Consider the following 14313-nt stretch of genomic DNA (forward strand, 5'->3'; position numbering starts at 1 on the left):
CGACCACCGGCGACGTTGGGATGGACGGGGGATGGGCGCGCCTAGGCTTGCGTGGTGCCCGACGCCATCCAGACCCTGACGACCATCGACGCCGCTCGCGCGCTCGTCCGCGCCGCCCGCGCCGAGGGCAGGCGCATCGCGCTCGTGCCGACGATGGGCGCGCTCCACGACGGGCACGTGGAGCTCATGCGCGAGGCCCGCGAGCACGCCGACCTCGTGATCGCGTCGGTGTTCGTCAACCCGATGCAGTTCGGGCCGCACGAGGACCTCGCCCGCTACCCCCGCACCCCGGAGGCCGACACCGATCGGCTCGCGGAGCTCGGCGTCACCGCGGTCTTCATGCCGACCGTCGAGGAGATGTACCCGGACGGCGGCCGCTCGTCCACCGTCGTCACCGCCGGCCACCTCGGCACGGTGCTCGAGGGCCGCAGCCGGCCCGGTCACTTCGACGGCATGCTCACCGTGGTCGCGAAGCTGCTCGCCATCGTGCAGCCCGACGTCGCCGTCTTCGGCGAGAAGGACGCCCAGCAGCTCTTCCTCGTGCGGCGCATGGTGCGCGACCTGAACGTGCCGGTCGAGGTGCTCGGTGTGCCGACGGTGCGCGAGTCCGACGGCCTCGCGCTCTCGAGCCGCAACCGGTTCCTGCAGTCGGGGGAGCGGGCGGATGCGCTCGCGCTCTCGCGCGCGCTCGAGGCGGCGGGCGCGGCATCCGACCGCGGCGTCGAGGCGATGCTCGCCGCCGCGCAGGGCGTCATGCAGGACGATTCCGGCGTGCGACTCGACTACCTCGCCGTGGTCGACCCGCGCACCTTCACCGGGGCATCCGAGCACCACCGCGGCCCCGTGCAGGTGCTCGTCGCCGCCCGCGTCGGCACGGTCCGGCTGATCGACAACGCCACGTTCACGATCGGCTGACCGCGCGGGAACGATCGGCTGACCGCGGCGCCGCCGCCCCGGCTCGGTAGGATCGATGGTCGTGACCGAGTCCCAGCAGCCATCGCCCGAGCCCGCCACCGAGCACGAGCGCGCCGACTGGGTCTCCCGCCTCGCCGACGAGGTCATCGCCGAGGCCGAGCGCCGCGGCACCCGGCCGGTCGCGGCATCCGGCATCTCGCCGTCGGGACCGATCCACCTCGGCAACTTCCGCGAGGTGATGAGCCCGCACCTCGTCGCCGACGAGCTGCTGCGCCGCGGCGTCGACGCCGAGCACCTCATCTCCTGGGACGACTACGACCGCTTCCGCAAGGTGCCGGCAGGCATCGAGGGCGTCGACGCGTCGTGGGCGGAGCACATCGGCAAGCCGCTCACGAGCGTGCCCGCCCCTCCCGGCAGCACGGCGGACTCCTGGGCCGCCCACTTCCGCGCGCAGGCCGAGGCGTCGTTCGCCGAGGCCGGCGTGCGCTACCGAGGCATCAGCCAGACCGAGCAGTACGCCGCGGGCGCCTACACCGAGCAGATCCTGCACGCGATGCGCCACCGCCGCGAGATCGACGCGATCCTCGACCAGTACCGCACGCTGCCCGCCGCGAAGGACGAGGACGAGGCGCTGCAGGCCGCGCTCGACGCCGGCTCCGGTGCCGCGGCCGAGGACGACGGCTCGGCGGGCGCCGAGTACTACCCGTACAAGCCCTACTGCACAGTCTGCGGCACCGACCTCACGACGATCGAGGCGTACGATGACGACTCGACCGAGATGACGTACGCGTGCCAGTGCGGGCACCGCGAGACGGTGCTGCTGCGCGAGTTCCGCTCCGGCAAGCTCGTCTGGAAGGTCGACTGGCCGATGCGCTGGGCCTACGAGCGCGTCGTCTTCGAGCCCTCGGGCGTCGACCACCAGTCGCCAGGGTCGTCGTTCCAGGTCGGCCTCGAGCTCGCGCCGGTGTTCGGCTGGGAGCGGCCGCTCGGCCCGATGTACGCGTTCGTCGGCTTCGGCGGCGTCGCGAAGATGTCGTCGTCGCGCGGCGGCGCCCCGGTGCCGGCGGATGCGCTCGCCGTCATGGAGGCGCCGGTGCTGCGCTGGCTCTACGCTCGGCGCCGCATGAACCAGTCGTTCGACGTCGCGTTCGGCTCCGACCTGCAGCGCACCTACGACGAGTGGGATGCGCTGCTGCGCAAGGCGGCCGCTGGCACGGCCCAGCCTGCCGAGCTCGCGGCGCTCGAGCGCGCGACCGCGACGGCGCACGAGCGCCTGCCCGAGACGCCGCGCCGCGTCGCGTACCGCACCCTCGCATCCGTCGTCGACATCACGTTCGGCGACGAGGCGCAGATCCTGCGCATCCTGCGCGGGCTCGACGAGACCGACCCGATCGTCGACCTGGACCCGCTGCGGCCCCGGCTCGACCGGGTGGAGGCGTGGGTCGCGACGCACATGCCCGCCGACGAGCACACGACCGTGCGGGAGTCGCCCGACCGCGAGGCGCTCGACGCGCTCACCGAGGTCGAGCGCGAGGCGCTGGGCCTGCTGCTCGACGGCGGTCAGGGGCTGCCCGCCATCGAGGACAGCTGGACGCTCGACGGCCTCACCCACCAGACCTACGGCGTCGCGAAGGTGCAGCGCGGGCTCGAGCCCGACGCGATCGTGAAGGGCGACAAGGCGCTCTCCGCCGCGCAGCGCGCGTTCTTCGCGCTGCTCTACCGCCTGCTCGTCGGGCGCGACACCGGCCCGCGCATCCCGACCCTGCTGCTGGCGATCGGCTCCGAGCGCGTCCGCGCGCTGCTCACCGCCTGACCCCCTCGCGAACTTCCCTCAACCGCGGGGTTCGGCGCGAGGAACCCGCGGTTCGGGGAAGCTCGGCGTCGTGGCCGGGCGGGCGCGGTACCCTGGATGCATGCCTGAGAGCTGGTGGGGGAACGCGATCTTCTCGCTCATCCCGACGATCGTGCTCGGGCTCATCTTCTGGATGGTCATGCGAATGATCATCCGCGGCGATCGCACCGCCCGCCTCAAGTACGACCAGATCGAGGCCGAGGAGCGCGCGAAGGCTGGCCTGCCGCCGCGCGCGACCGCTGCCGCCGCGCCCGTCGCCGGCCAGCCTGCCGCGACGATTGCCACGGCGGCCGAGCGGCCGCCCGAGGCAGCGCCCGGACAGGACCGCACCCCCGCCTAGCGCAGCGCGCGCTCATCGGTGCGCTGCTCAGTGCTCCGATCGGCGCTCCAGGCAGCGCACCGCTCAGGGCCCTCCGCTCAGTGCCCTCCGCTCAGCGCGCCCCGACCGGCTCGGGCGTCGGCTGCACGCGCGTTGCCTCCGGCTGGGGCTCGAGCAGCTCGGCACCCGGAGCGCCGACCGTCGAGCGCTGCGACCTCGCGAGGAAGAAGTGCACGGCCACGTAGGCGAGGCCGAGCGCGAGCGCGGTGATGCCGAACGACATCCAGTCCTCGCCGGCCACGGGCTGCGACGAGGCGAACGCCGACGTGCCGGTGAGGGCGAGCGGCACCATGATGAAGACGTTGTTCGCGGTGTGCAGCACCGACGCGGCCTCGAGCCCGCCCGTGCGGTAGGTCAGCATCGAGCAGGTGAAGCCGACGAGCGAGAGCTGCAGCGTCGCCGAGATCGACGGATGCGCGTGCATCGCGCCGAAGAGCAGCCCGGTCGCGAGGCCGGTCCAGATCGCGTTGCCGAAGCGTCCGCGCAGCACCCACGGCCCGACCGCGGCCGCGACGAGCGCGAGCAGCGACAGGTACCAGGTGGCGGGCTGCAGCACCATGACGGCGGCCACCGGCAGCAGCATCACGAGCGCAGGCACGTAGCGGTGCACGCGCCAGCCGGCCATCATCTGCGGCAGCAGGCCGCGGAACGTGAACTCCTCGCCCGTCGCCTGCAGCGGCGTCGTCAGCAGCACGATCGCCACGAGCCCCCAGTTGGGATTCCACTGCCACTCGACCGACGGGTCGAGCCACAACGAGATGCCGATGTAGACGGCGAAGATCGGCAGGATCACGATCGCGGCGCGGCCGACGGTGCCCCAGCGCCAGCGGCCAACGACGCTCGATGCGTAGCCCGCGGCGCCCTTGCCGAACGCCGCCATCGCCACGATCGCGCCCGGGATCATCGCGGCCCACGCCATGTTGACGCCCGCCATGCCGAGCGGCGTGCCGAGGATCTCGCCGAGCAGGTCGGCGGCGATGTCCGGGTCGCTCGCGGTGGCCGGGTCGAGGGTGCTGAAGAAGTCGACCATGCCGGGCATGAGCAGCGCGACCGAGACCACCTGGCCGCCGAAGAAGAAGCCGATGGCGATCGCCCAGGCGAGGAACCAGCGGCCCACGCGTCGCTCGAGCGGCTGGAACGCCATCGCGTAGGGCTGGCCGTCGACGGGCAGCGCGGCCGGCAGCAGCGCCGGCTTCTTCGGCGGCGCGGGCTGCGGCGCGAAGCCGGGCTGGCCGTAGGGCGCGGGCGCGTACGACGGATGCGGAGCGCCCTGGGCGTAGGGCGGCTGTCCGTAGGGCTGCTGCCCGTAGGCGGGCTGGCCGTACTGCGGCTGCCCGTACTGCGGTTCCCCGTACTGAGGCTGTCCGTACTGGGGCTGCTGCCCGTAGTGCGGCTGCTGCCCGTACGGCGGCTGCACCTGCTGCTGCATGCCCTGGTCGTGCTGCGGCTGGCTCCAGGGCTGGGCGGGCTGATCGGTCACCATGCTCCTCGCGTCTGAACCTCGAGGCTACCGAGGCCGCTTCTGCGTTCGATGGGTGTCGACTGCGAAGAGGTCGCCGGGCTGGCAGTCGAGCGCGTCGCACAGCGCGATGAGCGTCGAGAACCGGATCGCGGCGACCGCTCTCAAGCGTCCTCCCGTGTCGCGCCGACAGCGAACACGGCCCCTCGCGAGAACCCCCGCGACTACGCTCGCAGTCAAGGAAGGGAGCCAGCGATGTTCGAGAGATTCACCGACCGCGCTCGCCGCGTCGTGGTGCTCGCCCAAGAAGAGGCGAAGCTGCTCAACCACAACTACATCGGCACGGAGCACATCCTGCTCGGGCTCATCCACGAGGGTGACGGCGTCGCCGCGAAGGCCCTCGAGCAGCTCGGCATCTCGCTCGATGCCGTGCGCGCCCAGGTCCAGGACATGATCGGCACCGGCAGCCAGCAGACGACGGGACACATCCCGTTCACGCCGCGCGCCAAGAAGGTGCTCGAGCTCAGCCTGCGCGAGGCGCTGCAGCTGGGCCACAACTACATCGGCACCGAGCACGTGCTGCTCGGCCTCATCCGCGAGGGTGAGGGCGTCGCCGCACAGGTGCTCGTCAAGCTCGGCGCCGACCTCAACCGCGTGCGCCAGACGGTCAACCAGCTCCTCGCCGGCTACCAGGGCAAGGAGACGACGGCCGTCGGCGGCGAGCAGACGCAGCAGACCGACGCCAAGGGCTCGCAGATCCTCGACCAGTTCGGGCGCAACCTCACGCAGGCCGCGCGCGACGGCAAGCTCGACCCGGTCATCGGTCGCGAGAAGGAGATCGAGCGGGTCATGCAGATCCTCTCGCGCCGCTCGAAGAACAACCCGGTGCTGATCGGTGAGCCCGGCGTCGGCAAGACCGCCGTCGTCGAGGGCCTCGCGCAGGCGATCGTCAAGGGCGAGGTGCCCGAGACGCTCAAGGACAAGCAGGTCTACACGCTCGACCTCGGCTCGCTCATCGCGGGCAGCCGCTACCGCGGCGACTTCGAGGAGCGCCTCAAGAAGGTGACGAAGGAGATCCGCACCCGTGGCGACATCATCACCTTCATCGACGAGATCCACACGCTCGTCGGCGCAGGTGCTGCCGAGGGCGCGATCGACGCCGCCAACATCCTGAAGCCGCTGCTCGCCCGCGGCGAGCTGCAGACCATCGGCGCCACGACGCTCGACGAGTACCGCAAGCACTTCGAGAAGGATGCCGCGCTCGAGCGGCGCTTCCAGCCCATCCAGGTGCAGGAGCCGTCGGTCGCACACACGATCAACATCCTCAAGGGCCTGCGCGACCGCTACGAGTCGCACCACAAGGTGACGATCACCGACGGCGCGCTCGTCGCGGCCGCCAACCTGGCGGACCGCTACGTGCAGGACCGCTTCCTGCCCGACAAGGCGATCGACCTGATCGACGAGGGCGGCGCCCGCCTGCGCCTCTCGATCCTCTCGGCACCGCCCGAGCTCCGCGAGTTCGACGAGCGGATCGCCGGCGTGCGCACCCGCAAGGAGGCCGCCATCGACGGCCAGGACTTCGAGGCCGCAGCTCGACTGCGCGACGAGGAGAAGGAGCTGCTCGGCGAGCGCCTCCGCACCGAGAAGCAGTGGCGCAACGGCAACGGCGGTCCGACCGGCGTGCTCGACGAGGGCGTGATCGCCGAGGTGCTCGCCAACGCGACCGGCATCCCCGTGTTCAAGCTCACCGAGGAGGAGTCGGCTCGGCTCATCTTCATGGAGAAGGCGCTGCACCAGCGCGTGATCGGCCAGGACGAGGCGATCAGCGTGCTCGCCAAGACCATCCGCCGGCAGCGCGCGGGCCTCAAGGACCCCCGCCGCCCCTCGGGCTCGTTCATCTTCGCCGGCCCCACGGGCGTCGGCAAGACGGAGCTCGCGAAGGCGCTCGCGGAGTTCCTCTTCGACGACCAGGATGCGCTGATCTCGCTCGACATGTCGGAGTACAGCGAGAAGCACACCGTCTCGCGGCTCTTCGGCGCCCCTCCCGGGTTCGTCGGGTTCGAGGAGGGCGGCCAGCTCACCGAGAAGGTGCGCCGCAAGCCGTTCTCCGTGGTGCTCTTCGACGAGATCGAGAAGGCGCACAACGACATCTTCAACTCGCTGCTGCAGATCCTCGAGGAGGGTCGTCTCACCGACGGCCAGGGCCGCGTCGTCGACTTCAAGAACACCGTCATCATCATGACGACGAACCTCGGCACGAAGGACATCTCGGGCGGCCCCGTCGGCTTCGTGCTCGAGGGCTCGACGCACGGCGACTACGAGCAGATGCGCGCGAAGGTCCGCGAGGAGCTCAAGCGCAACTTCAAGCCGGAGTTCCTCAACCGCGTCGACGAGACGATCGTCTTCCCGCAGCTCAGCAACGACGAGCTGCTGCAGATCGTCGACCTGTTCATCAAGCGGCTCCAGGAGCGCCTGCTGGACCGGGACATGACGATCGAGCTCACCGAGCCCGCCAAGAAGCGGCTCATCCAGGTCGGTCACGACCCGGCGCTCGGCGCACGGCCGCTGCGTCGCGCGGTGCAGCACGAGATCGAGGACGTGCTGAGCGAGAAGATCCTGCACGGCGAGCTCGGATCGGGCGAGCACGTGACGGTCGACTTCGCCGACAACGAGTTCGTGTTCACGCACACGAGCCCCGAGCCGCACCAGCCGGAGCTCGCGCCCGCCGACGCCTGATCGACGAGCGACGCAGCAGAGGGGACCCCGCGGGGTCCCCTCTGCTGCGTCTCCGGCATCGTCACCGGCTGTTCACCTCGCTGCAACGATTGGTCCTCGCGATTCGGCCTCCGACTTCATAGGCTCACCAGTGGCGTGTCCTGCTCGCCGTCTGGATCCCTTCGCATCGGAGAAACACCCGTGATCAAGCACATGAAGCGCAACCTGGCGGCTGGCGCCGCCTGCGCCGTCGCCATGGGGCTGCTCGTCGCCCCGCAGGCGGCGGTCGCCACCGGCGCCGGCACCGCCGACGTCGGCGCCGCGGCCGCCACCCCTGGCCTCGTGAACATCCTCCACTTCAACGACTTCCACGGTCGCCTGCAGGCACCGGCCGGCACCTCCGCCGACCCGACGCCGCGCGGCGGCACGGTGGGCTTCGCCGGCACGATCGAGCAGCTGCGCGCCACGCACGGCGACGATGCCTCGCTCCTGCTCTCCGGCGGCGACAACATCGGCGCCTCGCTCTACGCGTCCGCGTCGCAGCAGGACACCCCCACGCTGGAGGTGCTGAACGCGCTCGAGGTCGACGCGGCGGCCGCCGGCAACCACGAGTTCGACCGCGGCATCGACGACCTCCAGGGCCGCGTCCGCGACACCGCCGACTTCCCCTACCTCGCCGCGAACGTCACGCGCGACGGCACCCCGATCGACCAGGGCTACGAGCTCTTCGAGGTCAACGGCGTCACCGTCGGCGTCATCGGCGCCGTCACGCTCGAGACCCCGACGCTCGTCGACCCGTCCGGCATCCAGGGCGTCGTCTTCACCGACCCGGTCGACGCGGTCAACGCGATCGCCGCGCGGCTCTCCGACGGCGACGCAGCCAACGGCGAGGCCGAGCTGCTCATCGCCGAGTACCACGAGGGCTCGCAGGCGACGCTCGCGCTCAACGCGCCGCAGGACGTCCAGGCCGCCGCGCTCGAGGCGTCGATGGACTCGTCCGCCGCGTTCCGCTCGATCGTCGAGGAGACCGCCCCCGCCGTCGACGTGATCTTCAACGGCCACACGCACAAGCCGTACTCCTGGCTCGCGCCCGCCCCCGAGGGCAGCCAGCAGGACGTGCGCCCGGTCGTGCAGAGCGGCCAGTACGCCGAGAACGTGAGCCAGGTGGTCGTCGTCATCGACCCCGCCACCGGCGCAGCGACCTTCCCGACGGTGCAGAACGTCGCGCGCACGACGGCGCCGGCGTCCGAGCTGATCGCCGCGTACCCGCGCGTCGCAGCCGTCGACACGATCACGACCGCGGCGCTCGAGCAGGCGGCGGTCATCGGTCGCGAGCCGCTCGGCGAGATCACCGGCGACATCACCACCGCCTTCGTCGGCGAGGCCCGCGACGACCGCGCCAGCGCATCCACGATGGGCACGCTCGTCGGCAACATGCTGCGCGACCAGCTCTCCGCAGACAACCGCGGCGGCGCCGAGATCGGCATCACGAACCCGGGTGGCCTCCGCGACGAGTTCTACTTCGAGGCCGCCGAGGGCGAGTCCGAGGACGGCATCGTGACCGTCGGCGAGGCCGCCGCGGTGCTGCCGTTCGCGAACAACCTCTGGACGACGACACTCACGGGCGAGCAGCTGAAGGTCGTGCTCGAGCAGCAGTGGCAGCGGGCCGCCGACGGCACCGTGCCCTCGCGCGCCTACCTGCAGCTCGGCTTCAGCGACAACCTCGAGTACACCTACGACTCGACGCTCCCCGAGGGCTCCCGCATCACGGGCATCTGGGTCGACGAGCAGTGGGTCTCGGCGGCCGACACGTTCCGCGTGGCCGTGCCCAGCTTCCTGCTGTCGGGCGGCGACAACTTCCGCGGCTTCATCGCCGGCACGGACGACCGCGACTCGGGTCTCGTCGACTCCGAGGCCTTCGAGGCGTACCTCGAGGCGCAGTCCCCGATCTCGCCCGACTACTCGCGCCGCCAGCTCGAGGTCGTCGGCATGCCGACCGCCCCGGTCGCCGTGGGCTCCGAGGTGTCGCTGACCGTGAACGAGATCGACCTCACCTCGCTCGGCACCCCCGAGAGCGTCGAGCTCGACCTCTACTACGGCGAGGAGCTGCTCGGCTCGTACCCCGTCACCGACGACTCGGCGACCGTCACGTTCGACGTGCCGCTGCTGCGCGGCGACGACCGCTTCGAGCTGCGCACCGACTCGGGCACCGCGGTGCCGCTCGCGATCTCGATCGCGTTCGAGTCCGACCGCGTCGCGGGCGACGACCGCTTCGCGACCGCCGTCGAGCTCTCGGCGAGCACGTACGCCGACGGCGCTGACGTCGTCTACGTCGCGAGCGGCGAGAACTGGCCCGACGCGCTCGCCGCCGGCCCCGCCGCAGCGCACGAGGGCGGCCCGCTGCTCCTCGTCCGGAAGGGCGAGGCTCCGCAGATCGTGCTCGACGAGATCGAGCGACTCGGCGCCGGCCGCGTCGTGATCGTGGGCGGCGAGCCGACGATCAGCACGGCGACGCAGGCCCAGATCGACGCGCTCGCATCGGTCACGACGGTCCAGCGCCTCGCGGGCGACGACCGCTACGAGACCGCGCAGCTGGTCGCGGACTACGCCTTCGAGTCGGCGACGGGTGCCTACGTGGCGACCGGTCGCAGCTTCCCCGACGCCCTGTCGGCCGGCGCGGCTGCCGGTCACCTCGACCAGCCGCTGCTGCTCGTCGACCCGGACGAGCGGATCCCCGCCGCGACGCTCGGCTCGCTCGACGCGCTGGGCGTGGACCGCGTGCGCGTGACGGGCTCGATCGTCACCATCCCGTCGGCCATCGCCGGCGAGCTCGTCGACTCGGGCTTCACCGTGAGCCGCCTCGGCGGCATCGACCGCTTCGCGACGTCGGCCATCATCACGGCCTCGGCGTTCGACGCTCCGGTCGAGATGGCGTACCTCGCGTCCGGCGAGAACTACCCCGACGCCCTCGCGGGCGCCGCGGTGGCCGGCGCGACCGACGTGCCGCTGCTCATCACGCGCGCCACGTGCGTGCCGGAGCGGGTGCATGACGAGCTCGAGCGCCTGCAGGTGTCGAGCGTGTCGCTCATCGGCGGCGAGCCGACGCTGCACCCGGCGGTCGCGTCGCTGACCGTCTGCGGCTGATCGGCTGATCTGATCGACTCGGAGGGGCGGGGCTGCGGCTCCGCCCCTTCGGCGTCGGCAGGCTCATGGCCGCGCGCTCGGCGCCCGCGCGCGTAGGCTCGATGACCGTGACCACCGACGCAGTCCCCTCCGAGGCGCCCGCAGCCGGCGCATCCGCACCCGACCCCTCGGCGCTCGTGGTCCGTCGTGCCCGAACCGGCGACGTGCGGGCGATGCGCGACCTCATCGAGCCCTACGTCGAGCGGCGCATCCTGCTCGGCAAGGAGCTCGTCACGCTGTTCGAGGCCGTCCAGGAGTTCGTCGTCGCCGAGCGCGACGGGCAGATCGTCGGATGCGGTGCGCTGCACGTGCTGTGGGAGGACATCGGCGAGGTGCGCACGATCGCGGTCGCCGAGGGAGCGCTCGGCCGCGGCGTCGGGCACGCGATGCTCGAGGCGCTCGAGCAGCGTGCCATCGACCTCGGGCTCTCGCGGCTCTTCTGCCTGACGTTCGAGACCGCGTTCTTCGGCCGCCACGGCTACGTCGAGGTCGCCGAGCAGGTCGTGAGCCCCGACGTGTTCGCCGAGCTCGTCCGCTCGCCCGACGGCGGCATGGCCGAGTTCCTCGACCTCGCGCACGTGAAGCCGAACACGCTCGGCAACACGCGCATGCTCAAGCGGCTCTGAGCCGCCGCTCGCCTACCCTGGATCGATGAGCAAGGCACCCACTGCGAAGCGCCGCGCCGCCGTGCGTCGGCGACGCACGCTGCTGGCCCTGCTCGCGATCCTCGCCGTCGTCGCCGTCGTGCTGCTCGTGTGGCGCCCGTGGCAGGCGCCGGAGGCTGACGCGCCCGCGCCGAGCGGCAGCGCCGCGGCTCCCGTCGAGAGCCCCGCACCGAGCGAGACGCCCACGCCCACGCCGACCGGGCCCTTCACGCCCGTCGGCGGCAGCGACGAGACCGGCGAGCCGACCGAGCCGTGCGCGGCGGAGCAGATCGCCATCACCCCCTCGGTCGACAAGGACACCTACGCGGCCGACGAGCGGGTGCAGCTGTCGTTCACGATCGAGAACACCGGCGAGGGCGCCTGCTCGCTCAACGCCGGCACGAGCGTGCAGGAGTACGAGATCCGCGCGGGGGACCAGGTCGTCTACCGCTGGTCGGACTGCGCAGCAGACGTGCAGGACAACGTCGTGCAGCTCGAGCCGGGCGTGGCCCAGTCGACCGTGCCGATCGAGTGGGACCGCACCGCCTCGTCGATCGAGACGTGCACCGCGGAGCGGCCACAGGTCGACGCCGACGGCGCCACGTACACGCTCGCGGTGCGCGTGGGCGACTACGCGAGCCAGCAGAGCGCGCAGTTCGTGCTGCAGTGATCCCAACCGGGTCTGTGGTCGGCGGAAGCAACTACTGCGTCGGCTGACCGCAGAGCCGGTTGAGATGCGGGGATCGGGCGCCGGGGCTCAGAATTCGGGGACGGCCACCAGATGGCTCGGCTCCGCCTGCTTGCGGCCGGCGGCGATCGTCTCGGCGACCGCGATGCGCACGAGCGCCACGCCGTCGTCGACGAAGCGCGAGTAGCCGAGCCGTCGTGCCTCGCCCTCGCGCCGCTTCGTCGCTGACGCGGCGCGGATCTCGCCCGCGAGCGAGATCTCGCCCACGGCGGCGAGCGCGCGCGGCAGCGCGACGTTGCGGTGCGCGCTCGCGATCGACAGCGCGATGGCCAGGTCGGCGCCGGGCTCGGTGAGCTTGATGCCGCCGACCGTCGAGACGTAGACGTCGTGGCTGCCGAGGCTGAGCAGCGCGTGCCGCTCGAGCACCGCGAGCACCATCGCGACGCGCGACGCGTCGACGCCGTTGACGACCCGCCGCGGCTGCGCGGTCGAGGCCGGCACGACGAGCGCCTGCACCTCGACCGGAAGGGCCCGCCGACCTTCGAGCGCGATCGTGACGCACGTGCCGGCGAGGGGCGTCGCCGAGCGCGACAGGAAGAGGCCGGAGGGGTCGGGCACCTCGACGATCCCGTCGCCCGTCATCTCGAAGCAGCCGACCTCATCCGTGGGGCCGAAGCGGTTCTTCGACGCGCGCACGAAGCGCAGCGCCGTCTGCCGGTCGCCGTCGAAGTGCGCGACCACGTCGACGAGGTGCTCGAGCACGCGCGGGCCGGCGACCGAGCCGTCCTTCGTGACGTGGCCGACGAGCAGCAGCGGCACGTCCGCGTCCTTCGCCGCTCGCGTGAGCGCGGCAGCCACATCGCGCACCTGGCTCGGCCCGCCCGCGAGCGCCTCGTTCTCGGCGTTCGCGACCGTCTGCACCGAGTCGATGATCACGAGCTCCGGGTCGGTGTCGCGGATCTGCCCGAGGATCGTGGCGAGGTCGGTCTCGCTCGCGAGGTACAGCTGCGGCTCGAGCGCGCCGGTGCGCTCGGCGCGCAGCCGCACCTGCGCGAGCGACTCCTCGCCCGAGACGTAGAGCACGCGACGACCCGAGTGCGCGGCCTTCGCGGCGACCGCGAGCAGCAGGGTCGACTTGCCGACGCCCGGCTCGCCCGAGCACAGCACGACCGCGCCGGGCACGAGGCCGCCGCCGAGCACCCGGTCGAACTCGGCGATCCCGCTGGGCCAGCGCGGCGCCTCGGCCGTGCGCAGCTCGGTGATGGGGCGCGCGGCGCGCGCGTCAGGCACCGCGGCGGGCGCCACGCGCCTCGCCTGCACGCCGGCCTCGCCGACCGTGCCCCACTGCTGGCACTCGCCGCAGCGACCGACCCACTTCAGGGTCGTCCAGCCGCACTCGGAGCAGCGGTACGCGGGTGCCTTGACCATGTCTGCGAGGCTATCGGCGACCGCCCACCCCGCCCGGCGACGCTCCCCGGGCGCGGGGCGACGCGCCGGTCCACGCGGGCGCGCGGAGACGAAGATGGCTCGGATTGCGGCGCAAATGGCCGACGACCGGCTACCGTGACCCCATGCTCACCGTCGGCTCGATCGTGATCCGGTGCAGCGACCTCGAGCGTCAGCTGCTGTTCTGGACAGCCGCGCTCGACTACGAGCCGCGCCTGCCGATCGACGACGACTTCGTGCTGCTGCGGCCGCGCGCGGACACCGGGCCCAACGTGTCGCTCGATGCGAACCCCTCCGAGCGGGTGCTGCCGCCGCGCATCCACCTCGACCTGTACGCCGACGACCAGGCCGCCGAGGTCGAGCGCCTCGAGTCGCTCGGGGCGCAGCGCGTGCACTGGCCCAAGCGCCCGCCGGACGCCGACTACCTCATCATGGAGGACCCCGAGGGCAACCGCTTCTGCGTCGTCGACGCCTCACCGGGGGATGCGGCATGAGCGCCCACGTGCGCGAGGCGACGGTCGCCGACTCGGCCGGCATCGCCCGCGTGCGCATCGAGACCTGGCGCGCCGCCTATCGCGGCCTCGTGCCGCAGGAGGTGCTCGACCGGCTGAGCGTCGAGCGCGAGACGATCCTGCGCATCGAGCGGTGGGACGAGCACCACGCGGATGCCGCCGCCCACGACCTCGTCGCGGTCGCCGACAGCGAGGTGGTCGGCTGGGCGTTCGCGGGCCGCGCCCGCGATCCCGACCCGCCCGCGACCGGCGAGCTCTACGCGATCTACGCGATCGCCGAGCGGTGGTCGCGCGGCGTCGGGCACGCGCTGCTCATGGAGGTCGAGCGCAGGCTCATCGCCGACGGCCACGAGGGCGCCTACCTGTGGGTGCTGGCCGGCAACGCCCGTGCCGCGGCCTTCTACGAGCAGCACGGCTGGCACGCAGACGGCGGCCGGAAGGTCGAGGAGGGCATGCACGAGGAGCGGCGCGTGCGACTGTTCTCGGAGCGATTGGGCTCGGCCCCGAGCCTCGTGTAGGA

At 72.2% G+C, this 14313-nt stretch carries 12 protein-coding genes; 9 read left to right on the top strand and 3 right to left on the bottom strand.

Going from position 1 to position 14313, the window contains the following annotated elements:
• Positions 1-51: 51 nt before the first annotated feature.
• The 3 genes from panC to ACVWW9_RS07010 all read left to right on the top strand — a co-directional run bounded on the left by panC (position 52) and on the right by ACVWW9_RS07010 (position 3107).
• Positions 52-915, top strand: a complete 864-nt coding sequence (panC, locus tag ACVWW9_RS07000; RefSeq protein WP_456514935.1) for a pantoate--beta-alanine ligase — start codon at positions 52-54, stop codon at positions 913-915.
• A 61-nt stretch (positions 916-976) separates the two neighbouring features.
• Entirely contained in the window at positions 977-2728 is a 1752-nt protein-coding gene (locus tag ACVWW9_RS07005; RefSeq protein ID WP_456514936.1) for a lysine--tRNA ligase, read from the top strand.
• 100 nt (positions 2729-2828) lie between these two features.
• Complete coding sequence (locus ACVWW9_RS07010) at positions 2829-3107, top strand: hypothetical protein (protein WP_456514937.1); 279 nt, start codon at positions 2829-2831, stop codon at positions 3105-3107.
• 91 nt (positions 3108-3198) lie between these two features.
• Here the strand turns inward: ACVWW9_RS07010 and ACVWW9_RS07015 are convergent, their stop codons facing one another.
• Positions 3199-4626: a CPBP family glutamic-type intramembrane protease gene (locus tag ACVWW9_RS07015; RefSeq protein ID WP_456514938.1), complete on the bottom strand. Its 1428-nt coding sequence runs from the start codon at positions 4624-4626 to the stop codon at positions 3199-3201.
• Between the two features lie 27 nt (positions 4627-4653).
• Complete coding sequence (locus tag ACVWW9_RS07020; RefSeq protein ID WP_456514939.1) at positions 4654-4977, bottom strand: helix-turn-helix domain-containing protein; 324 nt, start codon at positions 4975-4977, stop codon at positions 4654-4656.
• Here ACVWW9_RS07020 and ACVWW9_RS07025 point away from each other — a divergent pair.
• The 4 genes from ACVWW9_RS07025 (at position 4861) to ACVWW9_RS07040 (ending at position 11817) form a co-directional block, all read left to right on the top strand.
• The gene (locus tag ACVWW9_RS07025) at positions 4861-7341 is read left to right on the top strand and encodes an ATP-dependent Clp protease ATP-binding subunit (RefSeq protein WP_123696992.1); all 2481 of its coding nucleotides are present in this window, start codon (positions 4861-4863) and stop codon (positions 7339-7341) included. The two genes, ACVWW9_RS07020 and ACVWW9_RS07025, sit on opposite strands and share 117 nt — an antisense overlap.
• A 180-nt stretch (positions 7342-7521) precedes the next feature.
• Entirely contained in the window at positions 7522-10464 is a 2943-nt protein-coding gene (locus ACVWW9_RS07030; protein ID WP_456514940.1) for a cell wall-binding repeat-containing protein, read from the top strand.
• Positions 10465-10640: 176 nt separating this feature from the next.
• The gene (locus ACVWW9_RS07035) at positions 10641-11129 is read left to right on the top strand and encodes an amino-acid N-acetyltransferase (protein ID WP_354261512.1); all 489 of its coding nucleotides are present in this window, start codon (positions 10641-10643) and stop codon (positions 11127-11129) included.
• Between the two features lie 25 nt (positions 11130-11154).
• Positions 11155-11817, top strand: a complete 663-nt coding sequence (locus ACVWW9_RS07040; RefSeq protein ID WP_456514941.1) for a hypothetical protein — start codon at positions 11155-11157, stop codon at positions 11815-11817.
• Positions 11818-11904: 87 nt separating this feature from the next.
• Here the strand turns inward: ACVWW9_RS07040 and radA are convergent, their stop codons facing one another.
• The gene (gene radA / locus ACVWW9_RS07045) at positions 11905-13263 is read right to left on the bottom strand and encodes a DNA repair protein RadA (RefSeq protein WP_123696996.1); all 1359 of its coding nucleotides are present in this window, start codon (positions 13261-13263) and stop codon (positions 11905-11907) included.
• A 143-nt stretch (positions 13264-13406) separates the two neighbouring features.
• On the opposite strand from radA, the gene ACVWW9_RS07050 reads away from it, so the two are divergent.
• Positions 13407-13775 carry a VOC family protein gene (locus ACVWW9_RS07050; RefSeq protein ID WP_456514942.1) on the top strand — a complete coding sequence of 123 codons (369 nt, stop codon included), beginning with the start codon at positions 13407-13409 and terminating at the stop codon, positions 13773-13775.
• Positions 13772-14311 carry a GNAT family N-acetyltransferase gene (locus tag ACVWW9_RS07055; protein WP_354256625.1) on the top strand — a complete coding sequence of 180 codons (540 nt, stop codon included), beginning with the start codon at positions 13772-13774 and terminating at the stop codon, positions 14309-14311. The genes ACVWW9_RS07050 and ACVWW9_RS07055 overlap by 4 nt, the downstream gene beginning before the upstream one ends.
• The last annotated feature ends 2 nt before the right edge of the window (positions 14312-14313 follow it).

The sequence above is a fragment of the Agrococcus sp. UYP33 genome (assembly GCF_054060915.1).

Excerpts from the sequence above, each read along its gene's own strand:
- ACVWW9_RS07040 (WP_456514941.1), top strand. The coding sequence starts at position 11,155 with ATGAGCAAGGCACCCACTGCGAAGCGCCGCGCCGCCGTGCGTCGGCGA.
- ACVWW9_RS07025 (WP_123696992.1), top strand. The coding sequence starts at position 4,861 with ATGTTCGAGAGATTCACCGACCGCGCTCGCCGCGTCGTGGTGCTCGCC.
- ACVWW9_RS07055 (WP_354256625.1), top strand. The coding sequence starts at position 13,772 with ATGAGCGCCCACGTGCGCGAGGCGACGGTCGCCGACTCGGCCGGCATC.
- radA (WP_123696996.1), bottom strand. The coding sequence starts at position 13,263 with ATGGTCAAGGCACCCGCGTACCGCTGCTCCGAGTGCGGCTGGACGACC.
- ACVWW9_RS07010 (WP_456514937.1), top strand. The coding sequence starts at position 2,829 with ATGCCTGAGAGCTGGTGGGGGAACGCGATCTTCTCGCTCATCCCGACG.
- ACVWW9_RS07050 (WP_456514942.1), top strand. The coding sequence starts at position 13,407 with ATGCTCACCGTCGGCTCGATCGTGATCCGGTGCAGCGACCTCGAGCGT.